This window comes from Pantoea sp. BJFS-204 (assembly GCF_049310725.1).
Classification (GTDB): Bacteria; Pseudomonadota; Gammaproteobacteria; order Enterobacterales; family Enterobacteriaceae; genus Pantoea; species Pantoea agglomerans.
The window spans coordinates 257,750-283,040 of sequence record NZ_JBMOWE010000002.1 but is presented as its reverse complement, the minus strand read 5'-3'; the positions used below and the strand labels follow the sequence as shown (position 1 = coordinate 283,040).

Sequence of the window (25,291 nt, the reverse complement as noted above, 5' to 3'; positions counted from 1 at the left end):
AAACCGTCGCCTGGAACATTTGAGATCAGAGGGTTAACAACTTACTGATCGTTTTTAACCAGTCCGTCAAGAAAGCGCTCAGCGTCTAACGCGGCCATACAGCCGGTGCCCGCAGAGGTGATCGCCTGACGATAGATATGGTCCATCACATCGCCTGCCGCAAAGACGCCAGGGATGCTGGTCTGAGTGGCGTTGCCGTGCAGACCTGACTGAACTTTGATGTAACCGTTCTCCAGCGCCAGCTGACCCTCAAAAATGGCCGTATTCGGGCTGTGTCCGATAGCAACAAAAAGACCCGCCACCTCCAGCGCTTCTGTCTCATCACTGTTCTGGGTAGAACGCAGCGTCAGACCGGTGACACCCATCTGATCGCCCACCACTTCTTCCAGCGTGCGATGGGTGTGCAGCACGATATTGCCATTGCGCACTTTTTCCATCAGGCGGTCGATCAGGATCTTCTCTGCGCGGAAGCTGTCACGACGGTGAATAAGGTGCACTTCAGCCGCAATATTCGCCAGGTAGAGCGCCTCTTCCACAGCCGTGTTGCCACCGCCAATCACCGCGACTTTCTGGTTGCGATAGAAGAAGCCGTCACAGGTTGCACAGGCAGAGACGCCTTTGCCTTTGAAGGCCTCTTCGGAAGGCAGACCGAGGTAGCGCGCTGACGCACCGGTGGCGATGATCAGGGCATCTGCCGTGTATTCGCCGCTGTCACCCGTAAGGCGGAACGGACGGTTCTGCAAATCGACGGTGTGAATGTGATCGAAAATGATCTCAGTATTAAATTTTTCGGCATGCTCATGCATCCGCTCCATCAGCGATGGACCTGTCAGATCGTGCGGGTCGCCCGGCCAGTTCTCCACCTCGGTGGTAGTGGTCAGCTGTCCGCCTTTTTCCAGACCCGTAATCAGTACCGGGTTCAGGTTGGCGCGTGCAGCATAAACGGCTGCGGTATAACCCGCTGGGCCGGAGCCCAGAATGAGTAACTTACTGTGTTTGGCCGTACTCATGCGTTCCTCAGTTTCATTCGGCTGACATAGCCTGCGATTGTAGGGAATATCCGGCGACAATGACAAGGCTTAGGCAATTTTGTTAACGATAGCTGCAAACGGCGTAGACGATGAGCGACGGTTTTGCCTGGCCAATGCGCCAAAAGGGGGCAAAACTCGGGTTAGAGGGGTGCAATAGTGGAAAAATAGTCATTTAAAAACAGATACCCAGCGGACTGTCTGGCATCTTGTCCTGAATTTGGTGATTTTACTTTGACAATCGCCTGCGCTTTTGCGAAAACATTATCAGAAGCGAATAACATTTATCGGAACAAAACAGGTTTTCATCGCCCGTTTTGCACGTAACGCCGAATAAAAGCAGCCTGATATGGATAATGACGCATGATGTGGACAGACAACATGCGTCATATCGATAGGTGTCAGAACACAGGCTCTGTTAGCTCACTTCAGAAATGCCCCGAACAATGAGCGTTTTCAGGGCGTGGCAGGTAAAGGGAAGGAATTAAGAGAGACAATAATAATGGTAGACAATAAGAAACGCCCCGGGAAAGACCTCGACAGAATTGACAGGAACATTCTGAATGAACTTCAGAAAGATGGTCGCATTTCAAACGTAGAGCTTTCCAAACGCGTAGGCTTATCGCCTACGCCATGTCTTGAACGCGTGCGTCGTCTCGAACGTCAGGGATTTATTCTTGGCTACACCGCGCAGTTGAACCCGCACTATCTGGATGCGTCGCTGCTGGTGTTCGTTGAGATTACTCTGAATCGTGGTGCACCGGATGTGTTTGAGCAATTTAACGCCGCTGTGCAAAAACTTGAGGAAACTCAAGAGTGTCACCTCGTTTCCGGCGATTTCGACTACCTGCTGAAAACGCGCGTACCTGATATGTCAGCCTACCGTAAGCTGCTGGGTGAAACCCTGTTGCGCCTGCCGGGCGTAAACGACACGCGTACGTATGTGGTGATGGAAGAGGTTAAACAGAGCAATCGACTGGTGATCAAAACTCGCTGATGCGGGGCAGGTGCAAAACCTGTGAGATTTCGGTACACTCCTGTGCATTCATACAGGATCAGCGTCGGGCTCGCCCGGCGCTGTTGCTTCTTACTTTACAGGCACCTGGAGAGTCCTCTTGAGCCAGGAATATACAGAAGATAAAGACGTTTCGTTACAATCGATGAGCAGTGGACGTCGTCTGCTGGAAGCGATGCTCATTCTGGTGGCGCTGTTTGCCATCTACCTGATGGTTTCTCTGGTCAGTTTTAACCCTTCCGACCCGAGCTGGTCGCAAACGGCCTGGCATGAACCTATCCACAATATCGGCGGCAGCGTCGGTGCCTGGCTGGCTGACACCTTACTCTTCATCTTTGGTGTGATGGCGTATGCCATTCCGCCCGTCATCCTGGGTCTGTGCTGGATTGCTTTCCGTCAGCGCGACAGCCAGGACTACTTTGACTACTTTGCCGTCGGGCTGCGCTTAATTGGCGTCCTCGCGCTGGTGGTGACGACCTGTGGTATGGCGGCGCTGAACGCCGATGATATCTGGTACTTTGCCTCGGGCGGCGTGATCGGCAGCCTGGTCAGTAATGCTATTGCACCCTGGTTCAGTCCGGCTGGCGGCACGCTGATGCTGCTCTGCGTCTGGGCGGCAGGCATTACCCTTTACACTGGCTGGTCATGGCTCACCATTGCAGAAAGAATTGGTGGCGTAGTCATGGGCGTACTGACGTTTGCCAGCAACCGCTCACGTCACGATGAACCCTGGCAGGAAGAGGATGACGAGCGGGACGCGCGTGAATACGCGGATGTGCCTGAGCTTCATGCCGCCGATCAGGATGATGATGTGCTGCTTTCTGCCCCACGTGCAGCTGCTGAGCCTGCGACGTCACAACAGGATCCGCTGCTGGCTAAAGCTGCAGCAGCCACCAGTGCGGCAGTCGCGGCTACCGCTGAAGCCGCCGAGGTGACCCTCGCCCCGGCAGCCACGGTGACGCCTGCACCTGTCGCCGCATCTGCTGCTGCTGTGGTTTCAGCTTCGGCGCCTGCCGCGTCAGCGACATCCATCCCTGCATCGCCGTCTGCACAACCTGCGCCTGCGTACGCACAGAGCGCGCCAGCTCCGCAGAGTGTGGCGAACTCCCCGACGCCGCCGCAGAGTGCTTCTGCACCCGCAGACGCACCACCGCTTTATCACTTTGAAATGCCAGACGACGCTCCGGCTACGCCGTCGTTCAGTGCTTACGACGATGATGAACCTAAAATGGGTAACTGGCGGGATACGTCAGCCATCCCTGCGGCATCGGCGGCAGCGGCAGCCGCTGCAACGGCAGCCCAGGCAACAACGCGTACTGCGCCTGTTTTTGATTTAGCCCCTGAAACCAATCTCAATCCGCAGGTTAAACAAGGTATCGGCCCGGCACTGCCGCGTCCTAACCCGGTAAAACTGCCAACCCGTCGTGAGCTGGCCTCTTATGGCATTAAGCTGCCTTCTCAGCGCATGGCAGAAGAGAAAGCGAAAACGGAAGAGACCGAACCGGTTAGTGCTGGCTCCGTTTCCTCTACTCCGGATGCTGAAGAGGCGTTGCAGCAGGCTGAACTGCGACAGGCTTTCCAGTCTGAACAGCAGCAGCGTTACGGCACCAGCTGGCAGCAGGACGAGGAAGATGAACAGGATGCACAGCAGCAGGATGCACTGGCCCGTCAGTTCGCCGAGCAGCAACAGCAGCGCTATGAGCCAGAAGTGAAAAAAGAGCCGGTATTCAATATTGATACCGCCTCAGCGTTTGATTTTTCACCGATGAAAGATCTGGTGGATGACGGTCCTTCTGAACCGCTGTTTACCATTGCGGCGACGCCAGAACCTGAAGCCCCAGCGGTTTCACACGAACCCTGGCAGCAGGTGAGTGAGGTTTCAAGACCTCAGGCTCCGGCTCATGTTCCTGCACCAGCGAGCTTTGCCCCGGCAGAGCCTGCCTATAGCGCCCCGGCAGCACCGTCTGAACCTGACTATGCTGCGCCTGCGGCAACCTCTGCACCCGCTTATGGTGCCCCTGCGGCTCCTCAGGTTCCGGCTTACGCTGCGCCTGGCTATGGCACGCCAGCGGCAGCGCCTGTTCAGCCGGTGGAAGAGGCGAAACCTTCACTGCACGACAGCCTGATTCATCCGTTCCTGATGCGCCATGAGCAGCCGCTGGAGAAACCCTCCACGCCACTGCCTTCGCTGGATCTGCTGACCGCACCGCCTGAAGAGGAAGAGCCGGTTGATATGTTCTCGCTGGAGCAGACTGCCCGTCTGGTGGAGTCGCGCTTAGGCGATTATCGCGTCAAAGCGGAGGTGGTCGGTATCTCGCCTGGCCCGGTTATTACCCGTTTCGAACTTGACCTGGCACCGGGCGTGAAAGCGGCGCGTATCTCCAACCTGTCCCGCGATCTGGCGCGTTCGCTGTCGACGGTAGCGGTTCGTGTGGTGGAAGTGATCCCAGGCAAACCCTACGTAGGTCTGGAACTGCCAAACAAGCATCGTCAGACCGTCTATCTGCGTGAAGTGCTGGATTGCCCTAAATTCCGCGACAACCCTTCACCACTGGCCGTCGTGCTGGGTAAAGACATTGCCGGTCAGCCGGTGGTGGCCGATCTGGCGAAAATGCCACACTTACTTGTCGCCGGTACCACCGGTTCCGGTAAATCTGTGGGCGTGAACGCCATGATTATCAGCATGCTGTATAAGGCGACGCCGGAAGAAGTTCGCTTCATCATGATCGACCCGAAAATGCTTGAGCTGTCGGTCTATGAAGGTATTCCGCATCTGCTGACCGAAGTGGTCACAGACATGAAGGATGCTGCCAATGCGCTGCGCTGGAGCGTCGGTGAAATGGAGCGTCGCTACAAGCTGATGTCGGCGCTGGGCGTGCGTAATCTGGCGGGCTACAACGAAAAAGTGGAACAGGCCGAAGCGATGGGTCGTCCGATTCCCGATCCGTTCTGGAAGCCGGGCGACAGCATGGATATGACGCCGCCGGTTCTGGAGAAACTGCCTTACATCGTGGTGATGGTCGATGAGTTTGCTGACCTGATCATGGCAGTCGGTAAAAAGGTGGAAGAGCTGATTGCCCGCCTGGCACAGAAAGCCCGTGCTGCCGGCATCCATCTGGTACTGGCGACACAGCGTCCATCTGTGGATGTCATTACCGGCCTGATCAAAGCGAACATTCCGACGCGTATCGCCTTTACCGTTTCCAGCAAAATTGACTCACGTACCATTCTCGATCAGGGCGGCGCGGAGTCACTGCTGGGTATGGGTGACATGCTCTACATGCCGCCAAACTCCTCGCTGCCGATTCGTGTTCACGGTGCGTTTGTTCGTGACCAGGAAGTGCATGCAGTGGTTCAGGACTGGAAAGCGCGTGGTCGTCCGCAATATATCGACAGCATTACGGCGGGCGAAGAGAGCGAAAATGCCGGTGGCATCGACAGTGATGAAGAGCTCGATCCGCTGTTCGATCAGGCGGTCGGTTTTGTGGTCGATAAGCGCCGTGCGTCGATTTCAGGCGTTCAGCGTCAGTTCCGCATCGGCTATAACCGCGCGGCACGTATCATTGAACAGATGGAAGCGCAGGGCATCGTTTCTGCACCTGGACACAATGGTAACCGTGAAGTGCTGTCGCCACCGCCACACGATATGTAGTGGCTAAATGTTTTGAAACACAACGCAATGAGCCAGTTCCGACTGGCTCATTGTTTTTATGCGGTTAAACCCCATATCTGAATCAGCTTTCGGTTTTTTCCTCTGTTCTGATGGCGGAACGGCGGCCAGGCTTAATGCAATTATCGATGGGAACGTTTAAATAAGGAATTGAAGCAGATGAAATTACGCGTAATCGCTCTGGGCCTGTTGGCCACCTTTTCTTCAGCCAGCGTTCTGGCTGATGCTTCCAGTGATCTGCAACAGCGCCTGAACAAGGTCAGCAGCTTCCACGCCAGCTTCACCCAAAAAGTGACCGACAGCAGCGGCGCGAATGTGCAGGACGGCGAAGGCGAATTGTGGGTAAAACGTCCCAGCCTGTTTAACTGGCACATGACCGCGCCGGACGAAAGCATCATCATCTCCGACGGTAAATCGCTGTGGTTCTACAACCCGTTTGTTGAGCAGGCGACAGTCAGCCTGTTGCAGAATGCGACCAGCAACACGCCCTTTATGCTGATTGCCCGCAACCAGTCAAATGACTGGAAGCAGTACAATATCAAACAGCAGGGTGACAATTTTGAACTGACACCTAAGAACAGCGACGGCAACCTGAAACAGTTCACCATCCAGGTGACGTCCAGCGGGACCATCAACCGCTTCAGTGCTATCGAGCAGGATGGCCAGCGCAGCGATTACCAGCTGAAAAGCCAGCAGAATGGCGCTATCAGCCCGGATAAATTCACGTTCACACCGCCAAAAGGCGTGACGGTGGACGACCAACGTCAGTGAGGTCACGGTGAGTAACCTGTCCCTGGATTTTTCCACCGAAAATTTCAAACCTCTGGCCGCGCGTATGCGGCCAGAAACATTGAAACAGTACATTGGTCAGCAACATCTGCTGGGCGCAGGCAAACCTCTGCCGCGCGCGATTGAAGCAGGGCACCTGCATTCAATGATCCTGTGGGGACCTCCCGGGACCGGCAAGACCACGCTGGCTGAGATCATTGCCCATTACGGTAACGCCGATGTGGAACGTATTTCGGCCGTCACCTCCGGCGTAAAAGAGATCCGTGAGGCGATTGAGCGGGCCCGTCAGAATAAACATGCCGGGCGGCGCACGATCCTGTTTGTGGACGAGGTCCATCGGTTCAACAAGAGCCAGCAGGATGCCTTTCTGCCCCATATCGAAGATGGCACCATTACCTTTATTGGTGCGACCACCGAAAACCCCTCTTTTGAACTTAACTCAGCGTTGCTGTCACGCGCCCGCGTTTACCTGCTGAAATCACTAACCCTGGAAGATATTGAGCAGGTGCTGGATCAGGCGATGCAGGATAAAGCGCGAGGTTATGGGGACAGTGACATCGTGCTGCCGGACAACACACGCAGGATGATCGCTGAACTGGTTAATGGTGATGCACGTCGGGCGCTGAACACGCTGGAGATGATGGCTGATATGGCCGAAATCACCGCATCAGGTCAGCGGGAACTGACGCCGCAGCTGCTTAACGAAGTCTCTGGTGAGCGATCCGCGCGGTTTGATAATAAAGGCGATCGTTTTTACGATCTGATTTCTGCACTGCACAAATCGGTACGCGGCTCCGCACCGGATGCGGCGCTCTACTGGTATGCGCGCATTATCACTGCGGGCGGCGATCCGCTCTATGTGGCTCGTCGGTTGCTGGCAATCGCCTCCGAAGATGTCGGCAATGCCGATCCGCGCGGTATGCAGGTGGCAATTGCGGCCTGGGATTGCTTCACGCGCGTCGGTCCGGCAGAAGGGGAGCGCGCGATTGCCCAGGCCATTGTTTATCTGGCTTGCGCGCCTAAAAGTAATGCGGTCTACAACGCGTTTAAAGCCGCAATGCGTGATGCGCGCGACCATCCCGATTACGATGTGCCGGAACATCTGCGCAATGCCCCGACTAAGCTGATGAAAGAGATGGGCCTGGGTAAAGAGTACCGTTATGCCCATGATGAAACCAACGCCTATGCCGCGGGTGAAGTCTATTTTCCGCAGGAACTGGCCAGCGCGCGCTATTACACCCCAACCCAGCGCGGGCTTGAGGGTAAGATTGGTGAAAAGCTAAGCTGGCTGGCCGAGCAGGATCAAAATAGCCCGACAAAACGCTACCGCTGAAACAGACGTTACGGTAATGTGGGCAATGTTTTCAACGCATTCCGCTGGAATGCGTCCCTTCTTTCAACCAACTTTTTATACACAGGATAAGCATGCTCGATCCCAATCTGCTGCGTAACGAGCCAGACGCAGTCGCAGAAAAACTGGCACGCCGGGGATACAAACTGGATGTGGAAACGCTGCGTTCGCTTGAAGAGCGTCGCAAAGTGTTGCAGGTGGAAACAGAAAATCTGCAGGCAGAGCGTAACTCCCGATCCAAATCCATCGGTCAGGCCAAAGCACGTGGGGAAGACATCGAGCCGCTGCGTCAGGAAGTGAACGCGCTGGGCGAACGCCTGGATGCCGGAAAAGCAGAACTGGATGAACTGCAGAATCAAATCCGTGACTTCTCACTGGCACTGCCGAACATTCCGGCCGATGAAGTGCCGCTGGGCAAAGATGACAGCGAAAACCAGGAAGTGAGCCGCTGGGGTACCCCGCGCGAGTTCAGCTTCCCGGTTAAAGATCACGTTGAGCTGGGTGAAGCGGCTAAAGGCCTGGATTTTGCGTCTGCCGTGAAACTGACCGGTTCACGCTTTGTGGTCATGCAGGGGCAGATTGCCCGCCTGCACCGTGCACTGAGTCAGTTTATGATTGACCTGCACACCGAGCAGCATGGCTACCTTGAAACCTACGTGCCTTATCTGGTTAACCACGAAACGCTTTACGGTACCGGACAGCTGCCTAAGTTTGGCGAAGACCTGTTCCACACCCGTCCGCTGGAAGAGGAGTCAGACAGCAGCAACTATGCGTTAATTCCTACTGCGGAAGTGCCGCTGACTAACCTGGTGCGTGATGAGATCCTCGAAGAGGATAGCCTGCCGGTTAAACTGACTGCGCATACGCCATGCTTCCGTTCTGAAGCGGGTTCTTACGGTCGTGACACGCGTGGCCTGATCCGTATGCACCAGTTCGACAAAGTTGAGATGGTGCAGATCGTCACGCCGGAGCAGTCAATGGATGCCCTGGAAGAGCTGACCGGTCACGCTGAGAAAGTGCTGCAGCTGCTGAACCTGCCATATCGTAAGGTTTTACTCTGCACCGGCGATATGGGCTTTGGATCGACTAAAACTTACGATCTGGAAGTCTGGCTACCGGCGCAGAATACCTATCGTGAAATTTCATCCTGTTCCAACATGGGTGATTTCCAGGCGCGTCGTATGCAGGCGCGTTGCCGCAACAAACAGGATAAGAAACCGCGTCTGGTTCATACCCTGAATGGCTCAGGGCTGGCCGTAGGCCGTACCCTGGTGGCAGTGCTGGAAAATTATCAGCAGGAAGATGGCCGCATCACTGTGCCTGAGGTTTTACGCCCCTATATGAATGGCGTCGAAATTATCGGCTAAGCAACAGTAACTCTCTGAACCCGGCCATGGCCGGGTTTTTTTATGTTATTGCTCAGGAAAAACTGTTCTGTCAGGCCTCAATTTAATCACAAATAAACGTTATCGATACCAGCCAGGCCGGAATGGCTAAAAACCTAGTTTTTCATAGAGATAGCATTTAGCGACCTGCCGCTTCTTACGATTGTAACCCACTGAAGATTAGTAAATTAAATTGTCGCACAGCAAAATGTGCTGCCGTTAAAATTCGCCCATTGACTTTAAAAAAGCCAATGGCAAACTGCGCGCAATTTCCTTCATTTGCTCTGGTTTCTATCCCCTATGTCAACCTGGTCACGCCCCGTGATATTGCTGCTTTGCGGCCTGATGTTAATGACGGTCGCAATTGCCGTGCTGAATACGCTCGTTCCACTGTGGCTGACGCATGACTTACTGACAACCTGGCAGGTGGGCATCGTAAGCTCCTCCTATTACACCGGTAATCTCGCAGGAACTCTGCTGGCTGGCTGGTTAATCAGGCATTACGGCTTCAACCGCAGCTACTACCTGGCTACCTTGATGTTTGCCGTCGCAACCCTGTGCCTGGCGATGATGTCGGGTTTCTGGGCATGGAGTTCAATGCGTTTCATCGCCGGTGTCGGCTGTGCGCTGATGTGGGTGGTGGTCGAGAGCGCACTTCTGTGCAGCGGAACGGTACGTAATCGGGGACAGCTGCTGGCGGCCTATATGGTTGTCTATTACATCGGCACCGTGACAGGCCAGTTGCTGGTCAGCAAACTGTCTACGGAATTACTCAGCGTGATTCCGTGGGTGACGTCACTGGTCTTCTGCGCCGTGCTGCCGCTGGTCTTTACTCGCGTCTCCGCCAGCGGTGAAGCGACAGAAGCCGCTCCGGCCCGCATCTGGCCGATGCTGCGTCGCCGTAGCTCACGTCTGGGCATCAATGGCTGCATTATCTCTGGCATCCTTCTGGGCTCGCTTTATGGCCTGATGCCGCTTTACCTGTCACATCAGGGAATGAGTGATGCCAATGTGGGTTACTGGATGGCGTTGCTGGTCAGCGCAGGCATTGTGGGCCAGTGGCCCATTGGCCGTCTGGCCGATCGTTTTGGTCGCATGCTGGTGCTGCGAGTTCAGGTCTTTGTGGTTATCCTGGGTGCGATGGCCATGTTAACCAATGCCGCGATGGCACCAGCGCTGTTTGTTCTGGGACTGGCGGGCTTCACACTCTATCCGGTGGCGATGTCCTGGGCTTGCGAGACGGTCGCACATCATGAACTGGTAGCGATGAATCAGGCACTGCTGATGAGTTATACCGTGGGCAGTCTGGCTGGACCGGCAATGACCTCTGTTCTGATGCAGAATTATTCTGACCAGCTACTGTTCGTGATGATCGCTGCTGTGGCGCTGATTTATCTGGTGATGCTGCTGCGCAAAACGAATCATCAGGCTACGCCAGTGGCACATGCCTGATCGCTGAACAGCAAAAAGGGAGCGTTAAGCTCCCTTTTTTTGTGGCAGATTCTTCAGTACATCACTTCGTGGCCATAGCTGGCGAGAATGTTTTTCACGCGCTCCATTGTCTCTTTGCTCGGTGGCTTCACCCCGTCCAGCTTGTACTCTTCACCCATCGCAATCCATTTATGCTTACCCAGTTCGTGATAGGGCAGCAATTCAATCTTCTCAACGTTCTCCATATCACGCGTGAATTCCCCCAGCCGATGCGCGGTGTCATCATCGTCGGAATAGCCGGGCACCACGACAAAACGGATCCATGTCCGTTTGCCTTTTTTCTGCAGGTAACGGGCAAAGTCCAGCGTACGGTGATTAGAGACACCCACCAGAATCTGATGGACGTCATCATTCATCTGTTTCAGGTCGAGCATCACTAAGTCGGTAACGTCGAGCAGTTCATCGATCACCGGATCATAGCGGCGTACGAAGCCGTTGGTGTCGAGACAGGTATGAATACCTTCGGCCTTACAGGCACGGAACCAGTCGCGCACAAATTCAGCCTGAAGAATGGCTTCACCACCCGACGCCGTGACGCCGCCGCCAGAGGCGTTCATAAAATGGCGATAGGAGAGCACATCCGCCATCAGCGCTTCGACGCTGATCTCTTTGCCACCGTGAGTATCCCAGGTGTCGCGGTTGTGACAGTAGAGGCAGCGCATCAGGCAGCCCTGGAAGAAGGTGATAAAACGGATACCGGGACCATCGACGGTGCCGCAGGATTCAAATGAGTGGATACGACCGTTAACTGACATTGCGATGTTTTCTCCAGTAAGTCTGCCGGGACAGACGGCGCAATCTCTGTTGCGCTCAGGGCAGGAAATCGATTCTGGTGGGAACCTTGATGGAGATGACCACCAGAACAGACTTTTAATTAAAAGGCTCCGCGAGGAGCCTTTTTTATCAGGTAGAGCAGTAATTACAGTGATTTAGTGAAGGTTCGGGTAATCACATCCTGCTGCTGTTCTTTAGTCAGTGAGTTAAAGCGTACAGCGTAACCGGAAACGCGAATGGTCAGCTGCGGATATTTCTCTGGATGTTCCATCGCATCCAGCAGCATTTCACGGTTCATAACGTTAACGTTGAGGTGCTGACCGCCTTCGATGCTGGCTTCGTGATGGAAGTAACCATCCATCAGACCGGCAAGGTTGGTTTTCCGCACGTTATCATCTTTACCCAGCGCGTTTGGTACGATTGAGAAGGTATAAGAGATACCATCTTTCGCGTAGGCAAACGGCAGTTTCGCGACGGAAGTCAGTGAGGCAACTGCACCTTTCTGGTCACGACCATGCATCGGGTTAGCACCTGGTCCAAACGGCGCGCCAGCGCGACGTCCATCTGGTGTGTTACCGGTTTTCTTACCATATACCACGTTCGAGGTAATGGTCAGAACAGACTGCGTCGGCACGGCATTACGATAGGTGTTCAGCTGCTGAATTTTCTTCATGAAGCGTTCAACCAGATCGCAGGCCAGGTCATCTACCCGTGAGTCGTTGTTACCGAACTGCGGATATTCGCCTTCAATGTCGAAGTCGATGGCCAGACCATCTTCGTCACGAATCGGTTTCACTTTGGCATATTTAATGGCAGAAAGTGAATCCGCAGCGACGGAGAGACCCGCGATACCACAGGCCATGGTGCGGTAGACATCCCGATCATGTAAGGCCATCAGTGCCGCTTCGTAGCTGTATTTATCATGCATGTAGTGAATGATGTTCAGCGAAGTCACATACTGTTTTGCCAGCCAGTCCATGAAGTGATCCATACGCTCCATGACGGTGTCGAAATCCAGTACGTCGTCGCTGATTTTGTCGCCTTTCGGTCCAACCTGCATTTTCAGCTTTTCATCCACGCCGCCGTTGATTGCGTAGAGCAGCGTTTTCGCCAGGTTGGCACGTGCGCCAAAGAACTGCATTTGTTTGCCGACAATCATCGGGCTCACGCAGCAGGCGATTGCGTAGTCATCATTGTCGAAATCAGCACGCATCAGGTCATCGTTCTCATACTGCAAAGATGAGGTATCGATAGAGACTTTAGCGGCATATTTTTTGAAATTAATCGGCAGTTTTTCTGACCACAGGATGGTCATGTTCGGCTCAGGTGAAGGACCCATGGTGTAGAGGGTATTCAGGAAGCGGAACGTACTTTTTGAGACCAGGGTACGGCCATCAACGCCCATACCAGCCAGGGATTCCGTTGCCCAGATTGGGTCACCTGAGAACAGCTCATCATATTCAGGTGTACGCAGGAAGCGAACCATACGCAGTTTCATCACCAGATGGTCAATCAGTTCCTGTGCCTGCTCTTCAGTTAGTTTACCGGCTTTAAGGTCACGTTCGATGTAAACATCAAGGAAGGTTGAGACGCGGCCAAATGACATGGCAGCACCGTTTTGTGATTTAACTGCAGCCAGGTAGCCATAGTAAGTCCACTGTACTGCTTCAACCGCATTGGTAGCCGGACCGGAGATGTCATGGCCATATTTTGCTGCCATCTCTTTAATCTGGGCCAGCGCATGATGCTGGTCAGAAATCTCTTCACGCAGACGAATAGTCGCTTCCAGATTAACGCCATTCTCTAAATCTTCCTGCAGTGAGGCGAACTGAGCGAATTTATCCGCCATCAGGAAATCGATGCCGTACAGCGCCACACGACGATAGTCACCGATAATACGGCCACGGCCATAAGCATCAGGAAGGCCGGTCAGGATTCCTGATTTACGGCAGCGCAAAATGTCCGGGGTATAAACATCGAACACGCCCTGGTTGTGCGTTTTGCGGTATTCGGTGAAGATTTTTTTCAGTGAAGGGTCGAGTTCACGGCCATACACTTTGCATGACCCTTCGACCATTTTGATGCCGCCATAAGGAATGATGGCGCGTTTTAATGGCGCTTCGGTCTGCAGACCAACAATTTTTTCCAGTGGCTTAATGATGTAACCCGCGTCGTGCGAGGTAATGGTTGAGGCGAGATCGGTGTCGAAGTCGACTGGCGCGTGGGTGCGGTTCTCAATTTTGATGCCTTCCAGCACGCTTTCCCACAGTTTGGTGGTCGCTTCGGTGGCACCCGCCAGGAATGACTCGTCACCTTCATATGGGGTGTAGTTTTTCTGAATGAAGTCGCGCACATTGACGCTATTCTGCCATTCGCCTTCAGCAAATCCTTCCCATGCTGAAGCCAGTTTTGCATTAAGTTCGGTCATAATATACCTGCCTTATATGAGGAGACTTTACGGTCGGGCACAGCCAACTTCCTGTGCCGTCAAAAATGCGTTTAATGAACCTGGTCACCTTTACGGAGATAGATAACCCAGTAGGTCAACCCAACCAGAACGCCGCCGCCGATAATGTTTCCGATGGTCACGGGAATCAGGTTGTCGATAATAAAGTTACTGAGGGTCAGCGAGTGAAACTGTGCCGCCGTGGTGCCAGCTGCCTGCCAGAATTCAGGTGTCGCGAAGTCACGAATAGCAATGGCATAGGGTATAAGAAACATGTTGGCGATACTGTGTTCGAAACCGCTTGCGACAAACATCGCAACAGGCAGAATCATCACGACCAGCTTATCGGTCAGGGTGCGGCCTGAGTAACTCATCCAGACGGCGAGACAGACCAGCAGATTGGCCAATGTACCCAGACAAACCGCCTCTATGAAGGTGTGATGCATCTTGTGGTCGGCGGTTTGCAGGACATTCAATCCCCAGGCGCCATTCGCGACCATGTGCTGTCCGGCAAACCACATCAGGGCGACAAAGAAGAGTGCACCTGCAAGGTTACCGGCGTAAACGTTAATCCAGTTGCGGGCCAGCTGTCCCCAGCTGATGCGGCCACTGGCTTTGGCGACAACGATTAGTACAGTAGAGGTAAAAAGGTCGGCACCACATACCACGACCAGCATTAAGCCGAGTGAAAAGCAGATACCTCCAATCAGTTTGGCTATGCCATAGGGCATCGCGCCGCTACCGGTGGTCGCTGTAATATAAAAAACGAATGCGATTGAGATAAATACGCCGGCGTTTATTGCCAGAAAGAAGGTCGTAAAAGGATGTTTGGTTGCTTTATAGATACCCGCGTCTTCGGCCACTTTTGCCATCGCGGCGGGTAATAAAAGATTAAAAGGGTTGTCAGTTTTCACACTAACTTACTCCTGAAGTTGTCTGAAAAAATACTAACAAAGGAGTATAGGTCAGTAATTGATATGGATCATGTTTGCCAGGGTGGTAACCCACTGGTCGCAAATTAATGAGAAAATAATGAGTTAACTAGCTGAATATAGACAAATAAATTTATTTTAAAAATACAAAAATATTTTAATATAAAGTGATGCGCCACTTTTTTAGTTCAGCCTGTGTTATTAATTAATGGCTTATATGTTAATTAAAATGATGTGATGTAATGGGAAGGAATTTTAAAGTAGCTAATGTTTCATAGAGAAAGTGGGGAAGGATGGCACCAGATAAATCCAGTGCCATGTTTAACCGTCTGCTTTCAGTCTGACGCGTCAGGGCTTACGCGTTTTTCCAGTAGTGACGTTTGGCGTTTTGCAGTTTTTCGTAGGCGGCAAGCAGCGACTGATGGGCAGGGAAGGCCTGCAGCTCATCATCAACAGCCTGAAGGCCGTTAAACGGATTCTCACCACTGATCGCGGCGGAGGCTGCTTCCATTGCGCTCTCACCATACATCCGCAGGAAAGCGTGATGATACTGCAATGGATCACGCTCATCTTCCATAGCCAGTAACAGCAGGGTCTGCAGGCAACGATAGTAGTTAGCGCGCTCTGGCGTAAAGATTGAGCTGTTAAACTCCATCGTCCATTCTGTCCAGATCAATGCCTGATCCAGATCGCCGCCCGCCAGCGCCAGCATCGCTTTTAATTCGCCAACACGCAGCGTGTACCAGCCATTGTCTTTACCGGTCGCCAGACCCAGCAGCTCACGAACGCGGGTGAAGTCATCAAAGCCTTCATCATCAAGCTGTCCAATCAGATCCAGATACTCTTCCGGATTCCAGTTGCTGTCAGGCAGGGCCAGCAGGGTTTCACGCATGCCCGCTCCCATGCTGTTGTTCGCCAGGAACAGGTCTTCTGCCGGGTAGATATCAGACATGCCTGGCACGATGATGCGGCAGGCATAGACACCCAGATGCTCGTAGTCTGCAATATAGACTTCCTGATCTTCCGAGGCGAAGATTGCCATCAGCGTGGCGAATTCCTGTTCGGTGCTGCCCGCGAATGACCAGTCGACAAAAGGATAATCCGCAGTTTCTTTAAACAGATCCCAGGAGATCAGGCCGCTTGAATCGATAAAGTGTGTTTCAAGGTTGGCATGCTCAGCCACTTCTTCGTCATCAAAGGTCGGTGGGGTAAACACATCCAGATCTTTGAGGCTTCGGCCCTGCAGCAACTCGGTAACGGTACGCTCCAGCGCCACACCGAAATCAGGGTGAGCACCAAATGAGGCAAAACAGGTTCCGTTGGTTGGGTTAAACAGCACCACGCAGATAACCGGATATTTACCGCCGAGAGAGGCGTCATAAGCGAAAATCGGGAAGCCTTCCGCTTCAAGACGTGCAATGGCTTCGATCACCTCAGGATAACGCTGCATCACGTCATCTGGAATCGCAGGCAGGCTGATCGCTTCAGCAATAATGCGGTTTTTAATGTAGCGCTCAAACACTTCAGACAGCCCCTGAACACGCGCTTCGTTCGCGGTATTACCTGCCGACATGCCGTTTGAGACATAGAGGTTGCCGATAATATTCATCGGGATATAGACAGTCTGCTGGTCGGACTGACGGGTAAAGGGCAGGGCGCAGATACCACGTTCAGTATTCCCGGACTGCAGATCAATCAGGCCGGAAGCCGTCAGGGCATTATCGGGATCGTAAAATGCGCGCAGGCGTGGATCCAGAATACCTTCAGGTAAGGACTCATCATCAGGTAACGCAAACCATTTTTCATTGGGATAGTGAACAAAATCGCCGTTAGCGATCTTTTTTCCCAGCCAGAAGTCAGCAAAAAAATAGTTAGTTGAGAGACGCTCGAAATACTCGCCAAGCGCGGAGGCCAGCGCCGCTTTTTTACTGGCGCCCTTGCCGTTGGTAAAACAGAGCGGGCAATCGCGGTCGCGGATATGCACTGACCAGACATGGGGGACAGGATTCAGCCAAGATGCTTCTTCAATGTTAAAGCCAAGATCCTGCAGCTTGTTCTGGAAACGCGCAATGGAGTCTTCCAGTGCGGCATCTTTGCCCGGGATAAATGTTTGCGTCATAGTGCCGCTCTCTCAGTTGTCATAGGGTGCGTAAAGCGCGCAATGATACGGATTTTGCTAACAGACCGCTATCAGGGCGGGACATTTTTACCGGCTTACTTTACCTGCTTAGTTTTCATCACTTTCGCTCTCAGGCCAAACGCGGATTAATGGCGCTGGATAAAGCCTCACAAAATTCCGTGCAGATTTGCATTGGTAACATAACCTCCGGCGAGCCAGATTCAGAAAATGTGACCGCTCCCTGATTTATGATTGCAGCTATCAGAATGCAGTGATAAAACCGGATGGTTATTCATAACCGTTCGATATGACAGTGGTGAGGGGAAATGACGCAAGTTTATAATTTTAGCTCTGGCCCGGCGATGCTACCGGTTGAAGTGCTTCGTCGTGCAGAACAGGAACTGACGAACTGGCGCGGTCTGGGTACCTCTGTAATGGAGATCAGTCACCGCAGTAAAGAGTTTATTCAGGTGGCTGAAGAAGCGGAGCAGGACTTCCGTGATCTGCTAAAAATACCGTCGAATTACAAAGTTTTATTCTGTCATGGTGGGGCGCGTGCGCAGTTCGCTGCCGTACCGGGAAATCTGCTGGGTAAAGCGACCAGTGCCGACTATGTTGATGGCGGTTACTGGGCGCATAGCGCAATAAAAGAAGCGGAAAAGTATTGTTCCCCACGCACGCTGGATGTCAAAACAACGCGCGACGGTAAACGAGCCATCCTGCCAATGAGCGAATGGGAGGTGAGTGAGACGTCCGCTTACCTGCATTTCTGCCCGAATGAAACCATTGATGGCATCGCGATTGACGAACAGCCCGACTTTGGCAGTAAAACCGTTGTTGCTGATTTCTCATCCACCATTCTGTCACGCCCTATCGATGTGAGTCGTTACGGTGTGATTTATGCGGGTGCGCAGAAAAATGTGGGCCCGGCCGGATTAACGCTGGTTGTCGTTCGCGAAGATCTGCTGGGTCAGGCGCACGCCTCTGTGCCCTCAATCCTCGATTACAAAGTGCTGGCCGATAACGATTCGATGTTTAACACCCCGCCGACTTTTGCGTGGTATCTCTCAGGGCTGGTGTTTAAATGGCTGAAAGAGAAGGGCGGTGTAGCTGAAATTGATCGTATCAATCAGGCAAAATCTGACCTGCTTTATGGCGTAATCGATCACAGTGGCTTCTATCGTAATGATGTGGCAACAGAAAACCGCTCACGCATGAACATCCCTTTCCAGCTGGCCGATGCTTCACTCGATGCGCTGTTCCTGGAAGAGTCGTTTAAGGCGGGATTACACGCGCTTAAAGGCCATCGTGTAGTAGGCGGTATGCGCGCCTCTATTTATAATGCGATGCCGCTGGAAGGTGTGAAGGCCCTGACCGATTTCATGGTCGATTTTGAACGCCGTCACGGCTGATTATTAAGATATCAGCATTGATGCTGATGCCAGACCTCGTCACACGGCGAGGTCTCTGTATTTTTTGAGGATTTCGTTTCACATGCAGGACTCCCTGACTCTCCAACCGATTGCGCGCGTCAACGGCACGGTAAATCTGCCCGGCTCAAAGAGCGTTTCCAATCGTGCATTGCTGCTGGCTGCTCTGGCTAAAGGTACAACCCGTCTTACCAACCTGCTCGACAGCGACGACGTTAAGCACATGCTGAACGCGCTGACCGCGCTTGGTGTAAGCTATACGCTTTCCAGCGATCGCACCCTGTGTGAAGTGACGGGAAATGCCGGGCTACTGCACGCATCTCAACCGCTGTCACTGTTTCTGGGCAATGCCGGAACCGCAATGCGTCCGCTGGCCGCGGCGCTTTGTCTGGGCCAGCACGATATCGAACTGACCGGCGAACCCCGCATGAAAGAGCGTCCAATCGGGCATCTGGTTGACGCACTTCGTCAGGGCGGAGCAACCATTGAGTACCTGGAAAACGAAAACTATCCGCCGCTGCGTTTACGCGGTGGTTTTACCGGGGGTGAAGTCAGTGTGGATGGCAGCGTTTCCAGCCAGTTCCTGACAGCGCTGCTGATGACCGCGCCGCTGGCACAGCAGGATACCTGCATCACCATCAAAGGTGATTTGGTGTCGAAACCTTACATCGATATTACCCTTAATCTGATGCAGTGCTTTGGCGTCGAGGTTGAGAATCAGAACTATCAGCGCTTCCTGATCAAGGGACAGCAACAGTATCAGTCGCCGGGTGATTACCTGGTTGAAGGCGATGCCTCTTCCGCTTCCTATTTCCTGGCCGCTGCCGCTATAAAAGGCGGAACGGTTCGCGTCACCGGGATTGGACGCCAGAGTGTGCAGGGTGACATCCGGTTTGCTGACGTGCTGGAAAAGATGGGCGCGACGATTGAGTGGGGCGATGATTACATTGCCTGTACGGCCGGCAAACTGCAGGCCATCGATATGGACATGAACCATATTCCGGATGCTGCAATGACCATCGCGACTACAGCGCTATTTGCAGAGGGCACCACCCGGTTACGCAATATTTATAACTGGCGGGTAAAAGAGACCGATCGACTGAGCGCAATGGCCACAGAGCTGCGTAAAGTCGGGGCAGAAGTCGAAGAGGGTCATGACTACATCCGCATTACGCCGCCAGCGACGCTGATTCATGCGGATATTGGCACCTACAATGACCACCGCATGGCGATGTGTTTCTCTCTGGTTGCACTTTCTGATACCCCGGTGACCATTCTCGATCCTGGCTGTACTGCAAAAACCTTCCCGGACTATTTCGTTCAACTGGCTAAAATCAGCCAGAGCGCCTGATATCTCCCCTTCCGGTGCGGTTCGCACCGGAACTCCCCTGATTTTATCTGGCTGTAACAGGCCAGAGATCCTCTGAATTGACTAAGATTACGAACCTGATCAGTGCGAAAGGGTAACCAAGCCGTGCTATGCAGCGTATAATGCTAGTCATTAATGGTGACCGAAAGGTCAGGAAGCACGCAGCAACAGGAGGGAATAATGACAGTAACTGCCCCGGTCATAACTATTGATGGGCCAAGTGGAGCGGGAAAGGGAACCCTGTGCAAAGCGATGGCGGAATCGCTGCAGTGGCATCTGCTGGACTCCGGTGCTATTTATCGCGTGCTGGCGTTGGCCGCATTGCATCATCAGGTGGAGATTGAATCTGAAGAGGCGCTGGTTCCGATTGCCGCTCACCTGGATGTGCGCTTTGTGTCACAAAATGGTGAAATGCAGGTCATACTTGAAGGTGAAGATGTCACCGGTGAAATCCGTACTCAGGAGGTCAGCAACACCGCTTCTCGTGTTGCCGCTTTTCCCCGGGTACGCGAAGCGTTATTGCGCCGCCAGCGCGGTTTCCGCGAGATGCCGGGCCTGATTGCTGATGGCCGTGATATGGGCACCGTGGTTTTTCCGGATGCGCCAGTGAAAATTTTCCTTGATGCCAGCCCGGAAGAGCGTGCTCAGCGCCGTATGCTACAGTTGCAGGATAATGGCTTTAATGTTAACTTTGACCGCCTTTTAGCCGAGATAAAAGAACGCGACGACCGCGATCGTAATCGCGTAATTGCGCCTTTAGTAGCCGCTGGCGATGCACTGGTTCTGGACTCTACCGAGATGTCTATCGACCAGGTCATTGAAAAAGCGCTACAATATGCCCGCGAGAAGCTGGGTATTACGGCTTAACTGAATCTACCACCCTGTACCATGGATCCGGTGCCGGGCATGTGAAACAACCCCATCCGACATGAAGTCAGATGGACGTTAAATTGAAGAATCCTGAAGATTATCAATATGACTGAATCTTTTGCTCAACTATTTGAAGAATCCTTAAAAACAATCGAAACCCGCCCGGGTTCTATCGTTCGTGGCATCGTCGTTTCTATCGACAAAGATGTCGTTCTGGTTGATGCGGGTCTGAAATCTGAATCTGCAATTCCTGCAGAGCAGTTCAAGAACGCAGCCGGCGAACTGGAAATCCAGGTAGGCGACGAAGTTGATGTTGCTCTGGATGCAGTGGAAGACGGCTTCGGTGAAACCCTGCTGTCCCGTGAGAAAGCTAAGCGCCATGAAGCATGGATCACGCTGGAGAAAGCTTACGAAGACGCTGAAACTGTTACCGGTGTTATCAACGGCAAAGTTAAAGGCGGCTTCACAGTTGAGCTCAACGGTATCCGTGCGTTCCTGCCAGGTTCACTGGTAGATGTGCGTCCGGTGCGCGATACGCTGCACCTGGAAGGCAAAGAGCTTGAATTTAAAGTGATCAAGCTGGATCAGAAACGCAACAACGTCGTGGTTTCACGTCGTGCGGTTATCGAATCCGAAAACAGCGCAGAGCGCGATCAGCTGCTGGAAAACCTGCAGGAAGGCATGGAAGTCAAAGGTATCGTTAAGAACCTGACTGACTACGGTGCATTCGTTGATCTGGGCGGCGTTGACGGCCTGCTGCACATCACTGACATGGCATGGAAACGCGTTAAGCATCCAAGCGAAATCGTCAACGTGGGCGACGAAATCACCGTTAAGGTGCTGAAGTTCGACCGCGAGCGTACCCGTGTTTCTCTGGGTCTGAAGCAGCTGGGCGAAGATCCATGGGTTGCTATCGCTAAACGCTATCCGGAAGGCACCCGCCTGACCGGTCGTGTTACCAACCTGACTGATTACGGCTGCTTCGTGGAAATCGAAGAAGGCGTTGAAGGTCTGGTACACGTGTCTGAAATGGACTGGACCAACAAAAACATCCATCCGTCTAAAGTTGTTAACGTAGGCGACGTGGTTGAAGTTATGGTTCTGGACATTGACGAAGAGCGTCGTCGTATCTCCCTGGGTCTGAAGCAGTGTAAATCTAACCCATGGCAGCTGTTCGCTGAGACGCACAACAAAGGCGATCGTGTTGAAGGTAAAATCAAGTCAATCACTGACTTCGGTATCTTCATCGGCCTGGATGGCGGCATCGACGGTCTGGTTCACCTGTCTGACATCTCCTGGAACGCGACTGGCGAAGAAGCCGTTCGTGAGTACAAAAAAGGCGACGAAATCGCTGCCGTTGTACTGCAGGTTGATGCAGAGCGCGAGCGTATCTCTCTGGGCGTTAAACAGCTGGCAGAAGATCCGTTCAACAACTACATCACTTTGAACAAGAAAGGTGCCATCGTCACCGGTAAAGTGACTGCAGTTGATGCTAAAGGTGCTACAGTTGAATTAGCAGACGGCGTTGAGGGTTACCTGCGCGCTTCTGAAGCTTCACTGGACCGCATTGAAGATGCAACTCTGGTTCTGAACGTTGGCGACGACGTTGAAGCTAAGTTCACCGGCGTTGATCGTAAAAACCGTGTCGTAAGCCTGTCTGTCCGTGCGAAAGACCAGGCTGATGAGAAAGAAGCTATCAATACTGTTAACACCAAACAGGAAGAAGGCAATTTCTCTAGCGCTATGGCTGAAGCGTTCAAAGCGGCTAAAGGCGAGTAATCGGCCTGAAGCACCGGGTGGGCAACCACCCGGTTTCGGTAAAAGCTGTCATACATTCCCATAGGGATAAACCGGAGGTTACATGACCAAGTCAGAACTGATCGAAAGACTGGCGGGACAGCATACTCATATGCCGGCGAAAGTCGTTGAGGATGCAGTAAAAGAGATGCTTGAGCACATGGCCACTACGCTGGCACAGGGCGAACGCATCGAAATCCGGGGATTCGGCAGCTTTTCTTTGCACTATCGCGCTCCGCGTACTGGACGTAACCCGAAAACGGGTGACAAAGTGGATCTGGAAGGTAAATACGTTCCCCACTTTAAGCCAGGCAAAGAGCTGCGCGATCGCGCAAATATCTACGGCTAAGCCGATACCGAACCAGATAAACGGCATCTCCGGATGTCGTTTTTTTTTGCCTGCGATTCAGGCTCAGACCTGACATCCGGATTGCTGTCATCAACACTGCAACACCGCACTCTCTTTGTGAGAGCGCTCCAGCCTGCCTGATCATCCGCTGTTACTTTCATCTCCTTTGCCCAGAATAATCGAACTGATTCAATGGATACGATTATGCTGACATGGACCGTTCTGGCGCGACTGGCGATCGTTGCAACGTTACCGCTAATGCTGATGGCCCGGCTGCCTTCCGGTGAGGTGATGTGGGGCTTCCTCCTCACAGGACTGGCTCTGCTGCATTGCCCTTACCAACCCGTCCGTCTGGCCGGTATTACTCTGCTGTTTCTGGCATGGGCCTGTAACGACGCCCGTCTGATGGTGCGGGATATCGAAAAGTTCTCGGCGCGTCCTGCCACCTACACCCTTCAGATCAGTGAACTGCGGAAAGAGCGGAAGCAAATCCGGGTTCGTCTGCTGAAAGAGGAGGGCAGGATGATTTTTCCGCCTCGCTTTGCCTGGATCTGGTTTGATGCTGATCCGGAGGTCTACTGTCCAGGACAACGCTGGACGATGAAACTGCGTCTGCGGCCGGTACATGCCCGCCTTAATGAGGGCGATTTTGATGCGCAGCGTTTCGCACTGGCTAATAATACGCCGCTTCAGGGACGAATCCTTAAGCAGACTGCGGTAAGCGATCGCTGTGATAGCCGCTGGCAATTTATTTTATGGCATCGTGACAGGACCCGTGCAATGCCTGCACGTGCAACGCTGGAGGCACTGGCTTTTGGCATTCGGGATGAGATGAGCCAGCAGACGCGTCAGCTACTGCGAGATACCGGTACCGCGCATCTGATGGCGATATCGGGCATGCATATCGCCCTGGCCGCCAGCACCGGCTGGATGATTGCGCGTGGGGTGCAATTTATCTTGCCAGCCCGTTATATCAGCTATCTTTTCCCCCTCATCGTGAGCTGGCTGTTTGCTGCAATCTATACCTGGCTCTCCGGTGCACAGCCTCCCGCAGAGCGTTCGCTGCTTGCCCTGACGCTCTGGGCGATAACACGGTTTGCGGGTGTTCAGCTGAATAGCTGGCAGGTCTGGACGTTCTGTATTGCATTACTGCTGGTAACCGACCCGCTGACCGTGCTCTCTGACAGCTTCTGGCTCTCGGTACTGGCTGTCGGCATGCTGCTGGTCTGGTATCACTGGTTCCCGCTGCCCGCGTCGTTCCGTCAGCAACGGCGTTGGATTCCGGTACAGCTGCTGCATTTACAGGCGGGCATGATGATTTTAATGGTGCCGTTGCAGGTGGCGATTTTCAACGGCATCAGCCTGACTGCGCTGGTGGCAAATGTTGTCGCGATTCCGATCGTCTCGTTTATTACCATGCCTCTTGTGACGCTTGCCCTGCTGCTACCGGTGGCGCATTTATCTGGCTTCTTCTGGGGAGCGGCCGATCTCTCATTACGTGCACTGTTTCATTGCCTGACGTTGCTGCCACCAGGCTGGTGGCCGCTGAGTGGCACAACCTGGTTTACAGTCATGGTATGGGGCGGTCTGATTCTCTGGCGTGCGCAGCTCTTCTTCTCTCTGCCACTAAGCAGCGGCGCGTTAGCGCTGGCAATGATACTGAGTCGCCAGCCAGAACAGGAGCAGGGCTGGCGAATCGATATGCTGGATATCGGGCACGGTCTGAGTCTGGTGATCAGCCAGGGCGACGAGGCAGTGATGTATGATACCGGCCCGCGCTGGCAGAACGATAATGCGGGGAGTCGGGTGATCATTCCGTGGCTGGAGCGCAGGCAGTTACGGTTAAAACAGGTCATCCTGAGTCATAAACATCTGGATCATACTGGCGGGCTGGCGGCAATTACTCAACGCTGGCCAGCGGTTGAAGTCAGAAGTGCGCTGGCTGATGAGGCACACTTACCCTGCGTACGGGGCACGCAGTGGCGCTGGCGGCAGCTCCACTTTCGGGTGATCTGGCCGCTGACGGCACCCCTGCCGGGCGGAAATAATGACTCCTGTGTGGTGATCGTCGATGATGGTCAGGTCCGGCTGATGTTAACCGGTGATATTGAAGCGAAAGCGGAACGCCAGCTGGTGGCGCTGGAGAAGCAGGGGCTGAAGGTCGATATTCTGCAGGTCCCGCACCACGGCAGCCGGACGTCGTCGACCTCATTGCTGCTGCGTAAAGCCGCAGGCCACACCGCTATCGCCTCGCTGGCACGCTACAATGCATGGCGTATGCCCGCGAAAAATGTGCTGGAAAACTATCGAACGGCCGGTTTTCACTGGCTGGATACGGGCCAGTCAGGACAAATCAGTATCAGAATAAATCAGGGCAGAGCGCAGGTTTCTACCCTGCGGGAACAATTAATGCCCCGTTGGTATCATCAGTGGTTTGGCGTCAAACGCGAATCCAGGTAGAATGGCCGGCTATTTC

Annotated in this window: 17 protein-coding genes; 12 read left to right on the top strand and 5 right to left on the bottom strand. The window is 53.4% G+C overall.

Annotated elements, in window-relative coordinates; all coding sequences use genetic code 11:
* Positions 1-41: 41 nt before the first annotated feature.
* Positions 42-1,010 carry a thioredoxin-disulfide reductase gene (gene trxB, locus ACO6VX_RS08030; RefSeq protein WP_003849329.1) on the bottom strand — a complete coding sequence of 323 codons (969 nt, stop codon included), beginning with the start codon at positions 1,008-1,010 and terminating at the stop codon, positions 42-44.
* Between the two features lie 520 nt (positions 1,011-1,530).
* Here trxB and lrp point away from each other — a divergent pair.
* From lrp to ACO6VX_RS08000, 6 genes are all read left to right on the top strand, one after another.
* The gene (lrp, locus tag ACO6VX_RS08025) at positions 1,531-2,025 is read left to right on the top strand and encodes a leucine-responsive transcriptional regulator Lrp (RefSeq protein WP_006118610.1); all 495 of its coding nucleotides are present in this window, start codon (positions 1,531-1,533) and stop codon (positions 2,023-2,025) included.
* 118 nt (positions 2,026-2,143) lie between these two features.
* Positions 2,144-5,695, top strand: coding sequence for a DNA translocase FtsK 4TM domain-containing protein (locus ACO6VX_RS08020; RefSeq protein ID WP_422458059.1), 3,552 nt, complete (start codon positions 2,144-2,146; stop codon positions 5,693-5,695).
* Between the two features lie 177 nt (positions 5,696-5,872).
* Positions 5,873-6,484, top strand: a complete 612-nt coding sequence (lolA, locus tag ACO6VX_RS08015; protein WP_003849334.1) for an outer membrane lipoprotein chaperone LolA — start codon at positions 5,873-5,875, stop codon at positions 6,482-6,484.
* A gap of 7 nt (positions 6,485-6,491) precedes the next feature.
* Entirely contained in the window at positions 6,492-7,835 is a 1,344-nt protein-coding gene (locus ACO6VX_RS08010; RefSeq protein ID WP_033757131.1) for a replication-associated recombination protein A, read from the top strand.
* Between the two features lie 92 nt (positions 7,836-7,927).
* Positions 7,928-9,220: a serine--tRNA ligase gene (serS, locus tag ACO6VX_RS08005; protein ID WP_422458058.1), complete on the top strand. Its 1,293-nt coding sequence runs from the start codon at positions 7,928-7,930 to the stop codon at positions 9,218-9,220.
* Positions 9,221-9,538: 318 nt separating this feature from the next.
* The gene (locus tag ACO6VX_RS08000; protein ID WP_422458057.1) at positions 9,539-10,690 is read left to right on the top strand and encodes an MFS transporter; all 1,152 of its coding nucleotides are present in this window, start codon (positions 9,539-9,541) and stop codon (positions 10,688-10,690) included.
* A gap of 53 nt (positions 10,691-10,743) precedes the next feature.
* Here the strand turns inward: ACO6VX_RS08000 and pflA are convergent, their stop codons facing one another.
* The 4 genes from pflA to ycaO form a co-directional block, all read right to left on the bottom strand.
* Positions 10,744-11,484, bottom strand: a complete 741-nt coding sequence (gene pflA / locus ACO6VX_RS07995; RefSeq protein ID WP_010254935.1) for a pyruvate formate lyase 1-activating protein — start codon at positions 11,482-11,484, stop codon at positions 10,744-10,746.
* Between the two features lie 164 nt (positions 11,485-11,648).
* Positions 11,649-13,931: a formate C-acetyltransferase gene (gene pflB / locus ACO6VX_RS07990; RefSeq protein WP_010254936.1), complete on the bottom strand. Its 2,283-nt coding sequence runs from the start codon at positions 13,929-13,931 to the stop codon at positions 11,649-11,651.
* 71 nt (positions 13,932-14,002) lie between these two features.
* Complete coding sequence (gene focA, locus ACO6VX_RS07985) at positions 14,003-14,863, bottom strand: formate transporter FocA (RefSeq protein WP_010254939.1); 861 nt, start codon at positions 14,861-14,863, stop codon at positions 14,003-14,005.
* 373 nt (positions 14,864-15,236) lie between these two features.
* Entirely contained in the window at positions 15,237-17,000 is a 1,764-nt protein-coding gene (ycaO, locus tag ACO6VX_RS07980) for a 30S ribosomal protein S12 methylthiotransferase accessory factor YcaO (protein ID WP_010254940.1), read from the bottom strand.
* Between the two features lie 326 nt (positions 17,001-17,326).
* On the opposite strand from ycaO, the gene serC reads away from it, so the two are divergent.
* The 6 genes from serC (at position 17,327) to ACO6VX_RS07950 (ending at position 25,275) form a co-directional block, all read left to right on the top strand.
* Positions 17,327-18,412, top strand: a complete 1,086-nt coding sequence (serC, locus tag ACO6VX_RS07975; RefSeq protein ID WP_010669757.1) for a 3-phosphoserine/phosphohydroxythreonine transaminase — start codon at positions 17,327-17,329, stop codon at positions 18,410-18,412.
* Between the two features lie 82 nt (positions 18,413-18,494).
* Positions 18,495-19,781 carry a 3-phosphoshikimate 1-carboxyvinyltransferase gene (gene aroA / locus ACO6VX_RS07970; protein ID WP_422458056.1) on the top strand — a complete coding sequence of 429 codons (1,287 nt, stop codon included), beginning with the start codon at positions 18,495-18,497 and terminating at the stop codon, positions 19,779-19,781.
* A 198-nt stretch (positions 19,782-19,979) separates the two neighbouring features.
* Complete coding sequence (cmk, locus tag ACO6VX_RS07965) at positions 19,980-20,666, top strand: (d)CMP kinase (protein ID WP_422458055.1); 687 nt, start codon at positions 19,980-19,982, stop codon at positions 20,664-20,666.
* A 108-nt stretch (positions 20,667-20,774) separates the two neighbouring features.
* Complete coding sequence (gene rpsA / locus ACO6VX_RS07960; RefSeq protein ID WP_003849352.1) at positions 20,775-22,448, top strand: 30S ribosomal protein S1; 1,674 nt, start codon at positions 20,775-20,777, stop codon at positions 22,446-22,448.
* Between the two features lie 82 nt (positions 22,449-22,530).
* A complete protein-coding gene (gene ihfB / locus ACO6VX_RS07955) occupies positions 22,531-22,815 on the top strand; it encodes an integration host factor subunit beta (protein ID WP_422458054.1) in 285 nt (94 codons plus the stop codon).
* 204 nt (positions 22,816-23,019) lie between these two features.
* The gene (locus tag ACO6VX_RS07950) at positions 23,020-25,275 is read left to right on the top strand and encodes a DNA internalization-related competence protein ComEC/Rec2 (RefSeq protein ID WP_422458053.1); all 2,256 of its coding nucleotides are present in this window, start codon (positions 23,020-23,022) and stop codon (positions 25,273-25,275) included.
* Positions 25,276-25,291: the final 16 nt, after the last annotated feature.